General features: G+C 40.6%; 14 protein-coding genes. 10 read left to right on the top strand and 4 right to left on the bottom strand.

Translation table 11 applies throughout. The annotated features are described in order from the left end of the window. Positions 1-58: 58 nt before the first annotated feature. Positions 59-571 carry an RNA polymerase sigma factor gene (locus U735_RS0117550; RefSeq protein WP_031445076.1) on the bottom strand — a complete coding sequence of 171 codons (513 nt, stop codon included), beginning with the start codon at positions 569-571 and terminating at the stop codon, positions 59-61. A 115-nt stretch (positions 572-686) separates the two neighbouring features. Here U735_RS0117550 and U735_RS0117545 point away from each other — a divergent pair, with 115 nt between their 5' ends. The 5 genes from U735_RS0117545 (at position 687) to U735_RS0117525 (ending at position 6,549) form a co-directional block, all read left to right on the top strand. Further along, positions 687-2,444, top strand: a complete 1,758-nt coding sequence (locus U735_RS0117545) for a hypothetical protein (RefSeq protein WP_031445075.1) — start codon at positions 687-689, stop codon at positions 2,442-2,444. A 139-nt stretch (positions 2,445-2,583) separates the two neighbouring features. Further along, complete coding sequence (gene ffh, locus U735_RS0117540) at positions 2,584-3,921, top strand: signal recognition particle protein (protein WP_031445074.1); 1,338 nt, start codon at positions 2,584-2,586, stop codon at positions 3,919-3,921. A gap of 65 nt (positions 3,922-3,986) precedes the next feature. Continuing rightward, positions 3,987-4,388 carry a four helix bundle protein gene (locus U735_RS0117535; protein WP_031445073.1) on the top strand — a complete coding sequence of 134 codons (402 nt, stop codon included), beginning with the start codon at positions 3,987-3,989 and terminating at the stop codon, positions 4,386-4,388. Between the two features lie 18 nt (positions 4,389-4,406). After that, the gene (locus U735_RS0117530; protein ID WP_031445072.1) at positions 4,407-5,291 is read left to right on the top strand and encodes a bifunctional 5,10-methylenetetrahydrofolate dehydrogenase/5,10-methenyltetrahydrofolate cyclohydrolase; all 885 of its coding nucleotides are present in this window, start codon (positions 4,407-4,409) and stop codon (positions 5,289-5,291) included. Between the two features lie 187 nt (positions 5,292-5,478). Continuing rightward, positions 5,479-6,549, top strand: a complete 1,071-nt coding sequence (locus U735_RS0117525; protein ID WP_031445071.1) for a sensor histidine kinase — start codon at positions 5,479-5,481, stop codon at positions 6,547-6,549. 108 nt (positions 6,550-6,657) lie between these two features. Here the strand turns inward: U735_RS0117525 and U735_RS25605 are convergent, their stop codons facing one another. Next, entirely contained in the window at positions 6,658-6,807 is a 150-nt protein-coding gene (locus U735_RS25605; protein ID WP_157365030.1) for a hypothetical protein, read from the bottom strand. A 207-nt stretch (positions 6,808-7,014) separates the two neighbouring features. On the opposite strand from U735_RS25605, the gene U735_RS0117515 reads away from it, so the two are divergent. The 5 genes from U735_RS0117515 (at position 7,015) to U735_RS0117495 (ending at position 12,325) form a co-directional block, all read left to right on the top strand. Then, positions 7,015-8,178, top strand: a complete 1,164-nt coding sequence (locus U735_RS0117515; RefSeq protein WP_031445070.1) for a dipeptidase — start codon at positions 7,015-7,017, stop codon at positions 8,176-8,178. Positions 8,179-8,340: 162 nt separating this feature from the next. Then, entirely contained in the window at positions 8,341-9,528 is a 1,188-nt protein-coding gene (fabV, locus tag U735_RS0117510) for an enoyl-ACP reductase FabV (protein WP_031445069.1), read from the top strand. Positions 9,529-9,588: 60 nt separating this feature from the next. After that, the gene (locus tag U735_RS0117505) at positions 9,589-10,449 is read left to right on the top strand and encodes an alpha/beta hydrolase (protein WP_031445068.1); all 861 of its coding nucleotides are present in this window, start codon (positions 9,589-9,591) and stop codon (positions 10,447-10,449) included. 52 nt (positions 10,450-10,501) lie between these two features. After that, complete coding sequence (locus U735_RS0117500) at positions 10,502-11,473, top strand: aldo/keto reductase (protein ID WP_031445067.1); 972 nt, start codon at positions 10,502-10,504, stop codon at positions 11,471-11,473. 15 nt (positions 11,474-11,488) lie between these two features. Then, entirely contained in the window at positions 11,489-12,325 is an 837-nt protein-coding gene (locus tag U735_RS0117495; protein ID WP_031445066.1) for a sugar phosphate isomerase/epimerase family protein, read from the top strand. Between the two features lie 51 nt (positions 12,326-12,376). On the opposite strand, the gene U735_RS0117490 is transcribed toward U735_RS0117495, so the two are convergent. Together U735_RS0117490 and U735_RS0117485 are read right to left on the bottom strand one after the other, a co-directional pair. Continuing rightward, the gene (locus tag U735_RS0117490; RefSeq protein WP_031445065.1) at positions 12,377-12,802 is read right to left on the bottom strand and encodes a VOC family protein; all 426 of its coding nucleotides are present in this window, start codon (positions 12,800-12,802) and stop codon (positions 12,377-12,379) included. Positions 12,803-12,903: 101 nt separating this feature from the next. Continuing rightward, the gene (locus tag U735_RS0117485) at positions 12,904-13,743 is read right to left on the bottom strand and encodes an alpha/beta fold hydrolase (protein ID WP_031445064.1); all 840 of its coding nucleotides are present in this window, start codon (positions 13,741-13,743) and stop codon (positions 12,904-12,906) included. Between the last annotated feature and the right edge of the window lie 3 nt (positions 13,744-13,746).

Raw genomic sequence — 13,746 nt, 5'->3', positions numbered from 1 at the left:
CTACAATCCAATAGCCCATTTGGCTCATAACTCAATACTTAATACTCAATTCTATGTCCTATATCCCTTCAATCTGTTCCCTAAGGGTTTTTAGGGCCAGGTGCATTCTTTTTTCAATAGCCTTCACACTTACGCCTTCCATGTCCGCTATTTCTCCATATTTCTTTCCGTCGATCCTATTTAATAAAAAGGTAGTACGTTGATTTTCGGGCAAAGCCGCCAACGCCCGTTCCAATTTCTCTTTATATTCCTGTTCTTCCATTATAAAGTCTGGGGACTCATTCACCACTGCATTGGTATCCGGGGCGTATTTTAATCTTACCTTTTCTGCCTTTAGCACATTCAGGTATAAATTGTTGGCAATGGTATATACATAGGACTTTGCCTTATCCGGAGCAACCTTGGAACAGTTTTCCCATAATTTTATAAATGCTTCCTGTACAACATCATACGCTTTTTCTTCATTGCCAAACTTATAATATATATAGTTAAAGACCGTTTTGGAATAAGTGCTGAAGATTGAGGCGTAGACATCTTCCTTGCAAACATGTTCTTCTTTGATAGCTTTCAAGCCTGCTTGTTTTTAATTTTTTTCAAAGATATTTTAAAAAAAATGAAAAATTGGGTAGGGTATTTTAAAAGTGAGTTGTTTTAGAGATATACGAACAAATAAAAACCAAATCGTTATGAAAAAGTTTATGTCATATTTAATGTTCTCGAGCCTACTTCTTGTAGCATTAAGTTTTACTTCCTGTCAGGAGGAATTTGAAGAATTACCTGGAGAGGATAGCCAAGAAGCCATATTGGCAAGTTCCAGTACGGCACAATTAATAAAAAGAACCTCCTCCAAAGATGGTTCCTATGATAATATTGTGGATGGAGCGAGTTGTATCGCCATCAACTTTCCCTATGTGGTAAATGTAAATGGATTGGACATCAATATCAATGCTGTTGAAGATTTAAAGTTGATAAAGCAGATTTTTAATGAGGTAGAGGTAGATGATGATATCTTGGAAATTATCTTTCCTATACAGATAACTTTATCGGATTATACCGAAATAACTATAAATAGCAAGGAACAACTTCGTGAGAAGGTCGAGGAGTGTATTGAAGGTGGGGATGACGATGACATAGAATGTATAGATTTTGTGTATCCTATCGTAGTGTATTCCTTTGATATTAATCTACAGCAAACCGGTAATGTTACCGTAGAAAATGATATGCAACTAAGACGCTATTTTTCGGAACGTGGAGATGATGATCTTCTGAGTTTTGATTTCCCAATTACATTGGAGTTATATGATGATACCAAGGTTAGTGTAAGTAATAATGCCGAATTGGCCAATGCTATTGAGACTGCTAAAAGTGAATGTGATGAGGATGATGATGACGATTATGATGATGACTTTACCCAAGAGCGTTTGGAAGAATATCTTGTTGCCTGTCCATGGTTGGTAAATGAAGTAATAAGGGCCAATATAGACAACACAGGTCAGTATTTTGACTACGTAATGAACTTTACTGAAGACGGAAATGTAGTAATGAAAGATAGGGTAGGTAACAGTATAATGGGGACTTGGAGCACCAGAATTGGTGAGAGCAGGGTATTGTTGAAGTTGGAGTTTGAAGCCTTGGCCGATTTTGATCTGGAGTGGTTTGTGTATGACCTCGAAAATGGTAAAATTAAATTGTATGCCGGTGAAGGAGAAAGGATAATAATGAAAAAGGCATGTGATATCGTAGACAATACACCAGACAACTTAAGAGAAATACTGAAGGAATGCAGTTGGGTCATTAAAAAAGTAAAGCTGAACAATGAGGATGTTGATAGGCTTTTGGGATATGAGTTTAATTTTCATGCTGAAGGTGTGGTAACTTTAAGTAACGAGTCCAATATTTCCGAAGGAACATGGGCTATTACTACCAATGCCCAAGGACGTTTGGTAATGGCAATAACCATGGGAGACGAGCCTGGGGTAAGCTTTGAGTGGTTGTTGTCCGATCTTAGGGACAAACGCCTGAAGTTTAATATTGAGGATTCCAACTATGAGCTTATTTTGGAAAGGGTTTGTGATAATAATTCCGATGATGACGATGTTGCAGAAATAAGGAATATTATGATGGGCGGCGAATGGATGATAGCAAAATATACAGAGGGTGATAATGATGAAACCCAGGATTACGCTGCATTTACCTTTTCTTTCCAGGCAGAACTTGCCGTTAATGTTACAACAGGGGAAACCGGACCTACTTACCCAGGACTTTGGAGAATAATCAGGGATAGTGAGGGGGAATTGAAATGCTATCTTAATTTTGGCTTGGCAACAGCGATACAGGACTTAATGGACGATTGGAAAATTGTTTCCGTGACCAATAGCCGAATTGAGCTTAAGGACATTAGCGGGGATAACACTACGGAGATCCTGGTCTTCGAAAAGAAATAAAAATTTTGCCCCAATTTTTGGAAAAGGGTGGCTTCTTACGGAAGCTGCCCTTTTTTTTACATTTATATTTTTCATCCCAAGCTTCACACTTACGGCAGTTATTCTTAAATTTGCGCTTTCCTGATAATACAGTAAGACTATGTTTGATAATTTAAGTGAAAAGTTGGATAAGGCGTTACATGTTCTAAAAGGACATGGACAAATTACAGAGATCAATGTTGCGGAAACCTTAAAGGAGGTGCGTAGGGCACTTTTGGATGCGGATGTCAACTTTAAAATTGCCAAGGAGTTTACCAACAAGGTTAAGGAAAAGGCATTGGGACAGGATGTTTTGACCTCCCTTCAGCCAGGGCAGTTAATGGTGAAATTGGTGAAGGACGAGCTTACGGAGCTTATGGGCGGAGACGCAGAGGGCATCAATTTGTCCGGTACGCCTTCCGTAATCCTAATGTCCGGTTTACAGGGTTCGGGTAAAACTACCTTTTCGGGAAAATTGGCCAATTATCTCAAAACCAAAAAGACAAAAAAACCATTGTTGGTGGCCTGTGATGTGTATAGGCCAGCGGCGATAGACCAGCTTCATGTTGTTGGAGAGCAGATTGGTGTTGAGGTTTTTTCGGACCGGGGAAATAATGATCCCGTTGCCATCTCAAAAGCAGGTATTGCCCATGCCAAGGCCAATGGTTTTAATGTAGTTATTATAGATACGGCAGGTCGTTTGGCTGTGGATGAGCAAATGATGACTGAAATTGCCAATATCCATAAAGCCATTCAGCCTCAGGAAACTCTGTTTGTGGTCGATTCAATGACTGGTCAGGATGCTGTTAATACTGCTAAATCTTTTAACGACGTTCTTAATTTTGACGGGGTAATATTGACAAAATTGGATGGTGATACCCGTGGTGGTGCCGCTATTTCCATTAAGTCGGTCGTAAACAAACCTATTAAATTTATAGGAACCGGGGAAAAGATGGATGCCATAGATGTCTTCTATCCTTCCCGTATGGCCGAGCGGATTCTAGGGATGGGAGATGTAGTTTCTTTAGTAGAAAGGGCCCAGGAACAGTTTGATGAGGAAGAGGCCAGAAAAATCCAGAAGAAAATAGCCAAGAACAAATTTGGCTTCGATGATTTTTTAAGCCAGATCCAGCAGATAAAAAAGATGGGTAGTCTTAAAGACCTTATGGGGATGATTCCGGGAGCAGGAAAGGCTTTAAAGGGATTGGATATAGATGATGATGCCTTTAAACATATAGAGGCCATTATACATTCCATGACCCCTGATGAGCGTTCTACCCCGGCCAAATTAAATGCCAGCCGCAAAAAACGTATAGCCAAAGGTAGTGGTACCAGCATTCAGGAAATAAACCAATTGTTGAAGCAGTTTGATCAAATGAGCAAGATGATGAAAATGATGCAAGGTGGCGGAGGCAAAAAGATGATGCAAATGATGGGGGCCATGAAGGGGATGAAGTAATATTATTCAAGGTTCAAGGTTGAAGGTTCCAAGTTCAAGGTTCCTGATGTAAATAAGATGTCCTAATGGCAAAGGTTGAAAGATTTGAAGATTTGGAAATATGGCAGTTGGCTCGGGAGATATGTAATAAAGTGCATCAAATTTTTGAAACCACCTCTTTAGGCGACAATTATGCTCTTCGGAATCAGATGGATAAAAGTTCTGGTTCAATTATGGATAATATTTCAGAAGGGTTCGAACGTAACGGCAATCGAGAATTCATTCAATTTTTAAGTATAGCACAAGCTTCGTGTGGGGAACTACGTTCCCAGCTTTATAGAGTATTGGATAGAAATCATATAGATAAGGCTTCTTTCGAGGCCCTATACGAAATGGTTCTTTTAGAAAGTAAAAAAATAAGTTCCTTTATAAATTACTTGTCCCGGTCAGAATACAAGGGGTCAAAATTCAACAAACAACAACCTTGAACATTAAACTTTAAATGAATGGAAATTTTAGACGGTAAAAAAGTATCGAATCAAATTAAGGAGGAAATAGCCGCTGAGGTGGCTAAAATGAGGGAGCGTGGAGAAAAGGTGCCACATTTGGCAGCGGTAATCGTTGGGAACGACGGTGCCAGTCTAACCTATGTTGGTAGCAAGGTAAGATCTTGTGAGAAAGTAGGATTCGAGTCTACCTTGGTTCAGTTGCCAAGCACCACCTCGGAACAGGAGTTGTTGAACAAGATAGAAGAACTTAACGAAGATGATGATATAGACGGATTTATTGTTCAATTGCCGTTACCGGAGCAGATCAATACACAGCGCGTTTTGTTGGCGGTTGATCCCGATAAGGATGTGGACGGATTCCATCCTACCAATTTTGGAAAAATGGCCCTGGATATGAGTACTTTTATTCCTGCCACGCCTTTTGGTATATTGGAACTATTGGAAAGATATAAGGTAGAAACTAAGGGGAAACACACTGTGGTTATTGGTCGTAGCCATATAGTGGGTAGGCCAATGAGCATACTTATGGGTAGAAAAGGCTGGCCTGGAAACTCCACGGTTACCTTGACCCATAGCCATACTAAAAATATTACCCAGATAATTTCACAGGCCGATATTGTTATTTCCGCTTTGGGAGTTCCCAACTTTTTAAAAGCCGAAATGGTGAAGGATGATGCGGTAATCATCGATGTGGGCATTACAAGAGTGCCGGACGATACCAAGGAAAAGGGATATTATATCACCGGGGATGTAGATTTTGAAAATGTGAGCAAGAAGGCCTCTTATATTACTCCGGTTCCTGGAGGTGTGGGGCCAATGACCATTGCCATGTTGTTGAAAAATACCTTGTTGGCGCGGGAAAGGCATAGAAGCCAAAAATAAAGCTAGAAAACCGCAATTTATTTCATCTGCGGTTTTTTTGTTTTTACCTCGATCCTCGCTAGGTGTTTTGAAATCAAAGCCTTTAGTGTATGTTTTATGAACATGTGGGGGCCTGGTCTTGGGATGGAGAGGCAGAAGTTTTGTTTATTGGCTAAAAACCGTATATTACCCTTATCTTATCAGCAGCATGCAAGAAACTAAAAGCCTTAGCCTGGAACCCTTTTTTAATCTTTCCATGGATTTATTATGTATAGCCGGTTATGATGGCTATTTTAAAAAAGTAAATCCCGCTGTGGTAAAACTTTTGGGTTATTCGGAAGAGGAATTGTTCTCTAGGCCCATTAGAGAATTTATCCATGAAGAAGATAGGGATCTTACCGCTAGGTACAGGGAGAATTTGAAAAATAATGTGCCCTTAGTGAATTATGAGAACAGATACGTCTGTAAATCAGGTGAGATTATTTGGTTGCATTGGACTTCCATACCCTTGGATGATGAGAAATTGGTATATGCTATCGCCAAAAATATTACCCACAAAAAGAAATTGGAAAAGGAGCGCATAGAGCACCTAATAAACTTGGTAGATAAAAACCAAGAGTTAAAACGGCTCAATTATACCGCATCGCATGATTTAAGGTCTCCTGTAAACAATTTACTGTCCATATTTGGGTTTTTGGATGTGAGTAAAATTGATGATGATGAAATGTTGGAAACCTTGGATTATATGAAGTTGGCCACTGAGGGCCTCAATAATTCCCTAAACAAGTATGTAGACCTTTTAAGTAAGAAAGACAACTCTAACATTGAGTTGGAAGAAGTAGATTTTGAATCAATACTCAAACAGGTCAAGTCATCCATCAGTTCCCTGTTGGTCAATGCCAATGTAACGTTTAAGGTCGATTTTTCAGCCTTAAAGGGAGTAAGACATAACGTGAATTATTTGGAAAGTGTTTTTTTGAACCTGATGACCAATTCCATAAAATATGCAAAGCCAGATGTGCCCCCCGTTATTACCATAACATCACGGATATTGGAGGATAGGAAACAGTTGGTCTATACGGATAACGGACTTGGTTTTGATATGGACCAAGTTGGGGATAAAATCTTTGGATTAAATCAAAAATTTCACCACAATGGGGACAGTAAAGGCGTTGGCCTATATTTAGTGTATAATCACATTGCCAGCCTAGGGGGTAAAATTTCTGTGGATAGTGAAGTTGATAAGGGTACTACTTTTACAATTACCTTTAAATCATAAGCCGGAAACCTATAGGTTGGTCTATGAAGTACCGTATAAGTATAAGTTGTTGAACAAAAAAGACCTATTTAAAGCATCTCTAACTTTAAATAGGTCTTTTTTAATTTTCTAAACAGTCGGCTCCAATATCATTTGCTCGGTTTGAGCACTGTCCGTGGGCGTAAGGACATCAATTTTTTCCTCATCTTCGTCGTTGGTACAACTGCTGATGGTTAGGAAGCAAAATAGGAATGTGGCAAAGTAGATTATTTTTTTCATGAGTTCAGATTTTAGTAGGTGTGTCCAAATTCAATTTAATATTATAACGTTCAATTCGCGTTTTTGTTTTATAACTATTTATGTACACAGCAAGCACGAAGAAAATACCTGCACATTTTGGTGTTTGTAATTTATAAATCGGGACACTTTATAGCTGATTTTAATTTATTTTGATTAATTTTTAGCTCACAAAATTGGTGGGACTGCATGAAAAAAATTCTTAGGTACACTTTGGCCATTGTACTCCTTCTGTATTTTCTGGCAACGTTTATTGTATCCCCAATTTTGGACAAGCGTATGAACCTTGTTGAATATAGCGATCCAAGGCAGCTCGGGACCGAAGCAAAAGAATTGTACAATTCACTTGAGTTTATTGCGGATTTGCATTGCGATGCCTTGCTATGGGATCGTGACCTGACCAAACAATTGGATTATGCCCATTTGGATTTTCCGCGAATGCAACAGGCCAATATGAGTTTGCAGGCTTTTACCATTGTTACCAAATCTCCAAAAGGACAGAATTTTAAGCAGAATAGTGCCGACGCTTTCGATGAAATTACGATGTTGAATTTTGTACAGGGCCGACTGCCGGATAAGTGGTTTAGTTTGTACAAGCGGGCCGAGTATCAGGCAAGGGCATTGCAGGACTACCAAAAGAAGTTTGCCGGTAAATTCTTATTGGTGAAATCCCGACAAGATTTAAAAAAACTGATTGCATTAAAGAAAACAGACCCTGAGGTAATTGGGGGATTCTTGGGTATTGAAGGTGCCCATTGCCTGGAGGGGAATTTGGATAATGTACAGAATCTTTATTATGAAGGGGTAAGGATGATGGCTCCCACGCATTTTTTCGATAATGAACTGGGAGGATCTGCTCATGGTATTACTGGGGAAGGGCTTACCGATTTCGGCAGGGAGGTAATCCATGAAATGAACCGTTTGGGTATCATAATCGATTTGGCGCATGTCTCCCCAAAAATGATAGATGAAATTCTTGACCAAACTACCCGCCCTGTCCTGGTGTCGCACACTGGGGTTAAAGGGACCAAGGATAGTCCCCGGAACATATCTGACCACCATATAAATAGAATTGCGGCATCGGGCGGACTAATAGGTATTGGGTTTTTTAGGGGTGCCATAAAAGGGGAGATCAAGCATATAGTGGAGGCTATGAAGTATGTCCGTGATATGGTCGGCATTGAGCATGTGGCCCTAGGTTCCGATTTTGACGGGGCGGCCACAACACCTATAGATGTAACAGGCCTTCCTTTTATTGTTCAAGAATTAATGGACCAAGGTTTTTCGGAAATGGAGATCAGAGCCATTATGGGTGAGAATGTCAAGCGGTTTTTAATGGAACATTTGCCTTAATATTCGGATAGTTTTATTTAAATCCGGATTATAGGATGCAATTTTGCCTACTTCAACTTTATCTTTTGAATCTTTTCTATATCTTCGATAATTGGGAAAATTATAAATAATATGCACTATTAGACAGCCCCTATTGGGAAAGTGCAGAAAATAAATTAAGAAATGATAATAGAGCCTAGAACACGCGGATTTATTTGCCTTACCTCCCATCCAAAAGGATGTGAACAAAATGTTATTGATCAAATTGAATATATAAAATCTAAGGGAGCCATTGATGGGGCCAAAAAAGTACTCGTAATAGGAGCTTCCACTGGATTTGGCTTGGCTTCCAGAATTACCAGTGCCTTCGGTTCCGGAGCTTCTACTATAGGGGTGTTTTTTGAAAAACCGCCTTCCGAGGGCCGTCCGGCCTCACCGGGCTGGTACAACAGTGCAGCTTTCGAAAAAGAAGCACATAAGGCGGGGTTGTACGCTAAAAGTATTAACGGGGACGCCTTTTCCAATGAAATAAAAAAGCAAACCCTAGATTTGATCAAAGCGGATTTGGGTCAAATAGATATGGTTATTTACAGTTTGGCTTCACCGGTAAGGACTCATCCGGACACTGGGGTAAAATATAAATCGGTCTTAAAGCCAATAGGGGCCAAATTTCAAAATAAAACAGTGGACTTTCATACCGGGGTAATATCCGAAGTATCCATAGAACCTGCCCAAGGTGATGATATAGAGAATACGGTGGCCGTTATGGGAGGTGAGGACTGGAAAATGTGGATCGATGATTTGAAAAGTGAAGGATTGCTTTCAGAAGGATTTACTACTATAGCCTATTCTTATATTGGCCCTTCACTTACAGAAGCGGTCTATAGAAAAGGAACCATTGGTCGTGCCAAGGATGATTTGGAAGCTACTGCTTTTACCATATCGGACAGTTTAAAACCGTTAAACGGAAAAGCTTATGTTTCGGTAAATAAGGCATTGGTAACCCAGGCAAGCTCTGCCATACCCGTAATTCCACTATATATATCCCTATTGTACAAGGTAATGAAGGAAGAAGGAATACATGAAGGGTGTATAGAGCAAATTCAACGCCTGTTCCAGGATCGATTATATGCGGACAAAATACCAACAGACGATAAAGGAAGAATAAGGATAGATGATTGGGAAATGCGCGCCGATGTGCAGGCCAGGGTAGCGGAACTTTGGAAGGAAGCCACAACGGAAACCTTGCCAAAGATTGGTGATCTTAAGGGCTATGAGAAAGATTTCTTCAATCTGTTCGGCTTTATGGTAGAAGGGGTGGATTATGATGAGGACGTTAATGAAATAGTCGAAATTCCTGGGCTACAGTAAATAAAGTCAGCCCATTCCGAATCAAAAATTTATACCTTGCTTGTAAGAAACCTGATAAATATGCGAAACAATCTAATATTGCTATGCGCGCTAGTTTGCCTGGCAACTGCTAATGCGCAGACCGGAAAGGTATTTGACGCACTTACCATGAAGAGTGAAATCCTAAAGAGTGAAAGGAAATTTGCAGTTTACCTTCCGCCGGATTATGAAACTTCCAATAGGAGTTACCCGGTGTTGTATTTGCTTCATGGCGCTGGTGACGATCAAACGGGTTGGGTGCAATTTGGTGAGGTATTGCGTATTACGGATAATGCTATTAAAGAAGGTAAGGCTACTCCAATGATTATTGTTATGCCAGATGCGAATACGGGAACTAGGGGTTATTTTAATTCCATAAAAGGGGACTGGAGGTATGAGGATTTCTTTTTTGAGGAATTAATGCCCCATGTAGAGAAGAAATATCGGATTAAGGGAGAGAAGCGATTTAGGGCAATAGCTGGCCTTTCCATGGGTGGTGGAGGAACGTTCATGTACGCCTTGCGCCACCCTGAGCTGTTTTCATCGGCCTGTCCGTTGAGTGCTTATATAGGAGCACTAAGTTTGGACGATTTTAAACAAAGACTTAAGAACAATAACGAAAGCTATGAAGCTGGCCTTGTAAGTACCTATTATGAAAAGCACAATGCCCTGTCCCTTATCCAGGCTTCATCCCTAGAAGATATGAAATCGGTTAGATGGTACATAGACTGTGGGGACGATGACTTTCTTTATGAAGGCAATAGTTTAGTGCATATAGCAATGAAAAAGAAAGAGGTGCCCCATGAATATAGGGTAAGGGAAGGAAGCCATAGTTGGACCTACTGGCGGGAATCCCTGCCAGTGGTATTGGAGTTTATTTCCGATGCCTTCCATCAGTATTGATCAATAAATAGGGTCCGGGATTTTTAAGAGTGAAAAGTATTAGGTTAGAGTTATGGTTATAAGAAAATTTGGTAGAACACAGTGGGATGTTAGTGAAATAGGATACGGAATGTGGGGTATGGGCGGATGGACCGAGTCCGATGACCTATTGTCTGCCAAGTCATTGGATCTGGCCGTGGAAAACGGAGTTAATTTTTTCGATACCGCTTGGGCCTATGGTCATGGGCACAGTGAAAAATTACTGGGTGATCTGTTGCGAAGGTTTCCCAATAAAAAGCTTTATACCGCCAGTAAGATCCCGGCGAAAAATTTCAAGTGGCCGGCAAAACCGGAATATAGTTTAGAGGAATCCTATCCTACGTCCCATATTGTGGAATATACGGAAAAGACCCTAAAGAATTTACAAACGGAGCAATTGGATTTAATGCAGTTCCATACCTGGGACGACAGTTGGTCCGATCGGGAGGAGTGGCAAAGAGCTGTTGAAGATTTAAAAAAATCAGGGAAGGTAGCTGCCATGGGTATCAGTGTAAACCGTTGGGAACCCGAAAACGGTATCAAGGCCCTTAAGACAGGAGTGTTCGATGCCGTACAGGTAATTTACAATATTTTTGACCAAGCTCCGGAGGATGTTCTTTTTCCATTATGTAAAGAAATGGATATAGCAGTCATAGCCAGAGTTCCTTTTGATGAAGGTACCTTGACCGGCAATATAACTAAAGAGACCAAGTTTCCGGAAGGGGACTGGAGGGGGACGTATTTTGTTCCCGAGAATTTAATTGCAAGTGCGGAAAGGGCAGACCTGTTGAGGCCATTGGTTCCGGATGGGATGACCATGGCTGAAATGGCTTTGCGCTTTATAACAATGAACAAAACGGTAAGTACCATAATTCCTGGAATGCGCAAGGAAAGGAACGTTTTAATGAACACGGTCTTAAGTGATGGCAAGGGCCTGCCAAACAACTTATATCAAGAATTGAAAGGCCATAGGTGGGATAGAAAACCAACCTCATGGTCACAGTAATCTAAAGAAAAGAAAATGACAACGAGAAAAGAATTTTTAATGCAGTCAGGTATGTTGGCAGCGGGAGTGGTTTTATTGCCATCCTTTACTTTGCCGTATAAGAATCCAAAAAAGAATTTAGGGGTTCAATTGTACACCTTTCGCAAGGAGATGTTGGAAGATGCCGTGGGTACCTTGAAGAGAATAGCGGCATTGGGAATTAAACAGATTGAATCGGCGCGAAGTACCAAGGGACTTTATTACGGGTTGGCACCAAAGGAAATGAAAAGCGTTTGTGAAGATCTCGGTATGACCCTCAGGAGTGGCCATGTGGCCTTGGACGAACATTGGAAGGAAACAATGGATCAGGCGGCCGAGGCCGGTCAGGAATATCTAATCTGTTCCTCCATGCCTACGGAAGGACAAACGGTGGACAACTATAAGGCCGTAGCTGAAGCCTTTAATAAGGCAGGGGAAGAATGTAGCAGTAGAAATATTAAATTCGGATACCACAATCACGAATATGAATTTGAATCTGAAAACGGAGAGGTGTTCTACGATATTTTATTGAACAATACACAGGCAGACCTTGTGCATATGGAACTTGATCTAGGTTGGGTGGTAGTTGCCGGGAAAGATCCTTTGGATTATTTTAGAAAATATGAAGGTAGGTTTCCTTTATGGCATTTGAAGGATATGGACATGGTGAAAAAGGAAAGTACGGAGTTTGGAAAAGGCGGTCTAAATATTGCCAAAATGCTGCAGTTCAAGAAGGAATCTGGCTTAAAGTACATATTTATAGAGCAGGAGGAATATGCCAGTACCCCTTTTGAAAGTATGACGCACAATATGAAGTTCATGAAAAATCTATAAAGGTTTTTCATGAACTCCAAAGTTAAGTGTAATACGAAATTTTAGGAATAGTTATTTGGCAAATAATTGTCCCATATCCTTAAAGGCCTTGAATTCCAGGGCATTTCCAGCTGGGTCAAGAAAGAACATAGTGGCCTGTTCGCCAACCTCACCCTTAAAACGGATATAGGGCTCAATAATAAACCGTACCCTTTTTGCAATAAGCTCTTCCGAAAAGGATTTAAAGGTGTCCCAAGGGAGCACAACACCGTAATGTGGCACTGGAACATCTTTGCCATCTACTGGGTTAACGTGCAATGCTTCGTCCTTGGCCTTGGGTTTGTAATGGATTACCAATTGGTGGCCGAACAGGTTGAAGTCTACCCAATGATCACTGCTTCTTCCTTCTTCGCAATTTAATATCTCTCCGTAAAAGGTACGGCATTCGGCCAAATTATGGACGGGAATGGCAATATGGAAGGGAGTGATTTCAGGCATAGTTGTAATATTTTAATTGTAGTAATAGGAGTTGGAAAACGTTCTAAAAATAAGCATATTTTAAAAAGGAAATAAGTTTGGACATAAAATGCACTAAAAATTTAAGATAATAAAAAGTCTACTATCTGTAAGTTGATCTCTTCTTGGTGTAAGGAGTGGCCAAGCCCAGTGGTTTTTATCAAGCTGCTGTTTTTCCAGTTTTGGTGAAGACGTTCGGAAGCGTTGAAGGGGGTTATCGTATCCCATTCATCATGTATGATCAGTCCTTTCTGGGCAATGGATTTGGCAAACTTAGGGGTGGAAATATCGTGAACGCGATAATTGAAATGCTCATACACATGCTTGTCCAAAGCCTCTAATACTTTGTTGTTGAACCTGACCAGTTTTTGGTAATGAGCCATTAATTCGGACAGCTCGGCGGGAGCTCCCAAAGTCACTATTTTTTCAATGGAGGTGTTCGGATTTTGATATTGATTGTGAAGGGTGGCAAGTCCCCCCATGGAATGCCCAATAATATGTTTGGGTCGGTATAGGTCTATGAGCTGCCGAGCACTGTTCGCATAGGTAACCACATTTAACCTATTTCCTTCAGAATACCCATGGCCCGGTGCATCAAAGGCAATGATATTGAATTCCCTTTCCTGTAATTTTTCAATGAGATATCGCCACCTAAAAGCATTGCTTTCCCAACCGTGCATCAAAAGAACGGTTTCCCCAGTTCCAGGCCATTCATAGGTCTGCAGCCCAGTGTTGTTCACTAGAATCTTTTTGCCCAAATACTCTTGTAGATATTCTTGATGAACCGGCAATATCCTGCCCTTTCTAGGGGTTGTAAATGTTTTGAATGCCCTTTTTCCCGCCTCCTTTTCAGAGAAAAGTGCGGTGGAATTAAAGTAGGCACCGTAGGATAATGCTAGAGTGCGGTATAATAGTTTTCGCATAGA

The sequence above is a fragment of the Arenibacter algicola genome (genome assembly GCF_000733925.1).
Classification (GTDB): Bacteria; Bacteroidota; Bacteroidia; order Flavobacteriales; family Flavobacteriaceae; genus Arenibacter; species Arenibacter algicola.
Note: the sequence above shows the minus strand (reverse complement) of the source record. Positions and strands in the feature narration are given on the sequence as shown.

What these genes read in the sequence shown, in the direction of transcription:
- ffh (WP_031445074.1), top strand. Translation starts at nt 2,584, where the DNA reads ATGTTTGATAATTTAAGTGAAAAGTTGGATAAGGCGTTACATGTTCTA.
- U735_RS0117515 (WP_031445070.1), top strand. Translation starts at nt 7,015, where the DNA reads ATGAAAAAAATTCTTAGGTACACTTTGGCCATTGTACTCCTTCTGTAT.
- U735_RS0117505 (WP_031445068.1), top strand. Translation starts at nt 9,589, where the DNA reads ATGCGAAACAATCTAATATTGCTATGCGCGCTAGTTTGCCTGGCAACT.
- U735_RS0117485 (WP_031445064.1), bottom strand. Translation starts at nt 13,743, where the DNA reads ATGCGAAAACTATTATACCGCACTCTAGCATTATCCTACGGTGCCTAC.
- U735_RS0117525 (WP_031445071.1), top strand. Translation starts at nt 5,479, where the DNA reads ATGCAAGAAACTAAAAGCCTTAGCCTGGAACCCTTTTTTAATCTTTCC.
- U735_RS0117545 (WP_031445075.1), top strand. Translation starts at nt 687, where the DNA reads ATGAAAAAGTTTATGTCATATTTAATGTTCTCGAGCCTACTTCTTGTA.
- U735_RS0117535 (WP_031445073.1), top strand. Translation starts at nt 3,987, where the DNA reads ATGGCAAAGGTTGAAAGATTTGAAGATTTGGAAATATGGCAGTTGGCT.
- U735_RS0117500 (WP_031445067.1), top strand. Translation starts at nt 10,502, where the DNA reads ATGGTTATAAGAAAATTTGGTAGAACACAGTGGGATGTTAGTGAAATA.
- U735_RS0117495 (WP_031445066.1), top strand. Translation starts at nt 11,489, where the DNA reads ATGACAACGAGAAAAGAATTTTTAATGCAGTCAGGTATGTTGGCAGCG.
- fabV (WP_031445069.1), top strand. Translation starts at nt 8,341, where the DNA reads ATGATAATAGAGCCTAGAACACGCGGATTTATTTGCCTTACCTCCCAT.
- U735_RS0117530 (WP_031445072.1), top strand. Translation starts at nt 4,407, where the DNA reads ATGGAAATTTTAGACGGTAAAAAAGTATCGAATCAAATTAAGGAGGAA.
- U735_RS25605 (WP_157365030.1), bottom strand. Translation starts at nt 6,807, where the DNA reads ATGAAAAAAATAATCTACTTTGCCACATTCCTATTTTGCTTCCTAACC.
- U735_RS0117490 (WP_031445065.1), bottom strand. Translation starts at nt 12,802, where the DNA reads ATGCCTGAAATCACTCCCTTCCATATTGCCATTCCCGTCCATAATTTG.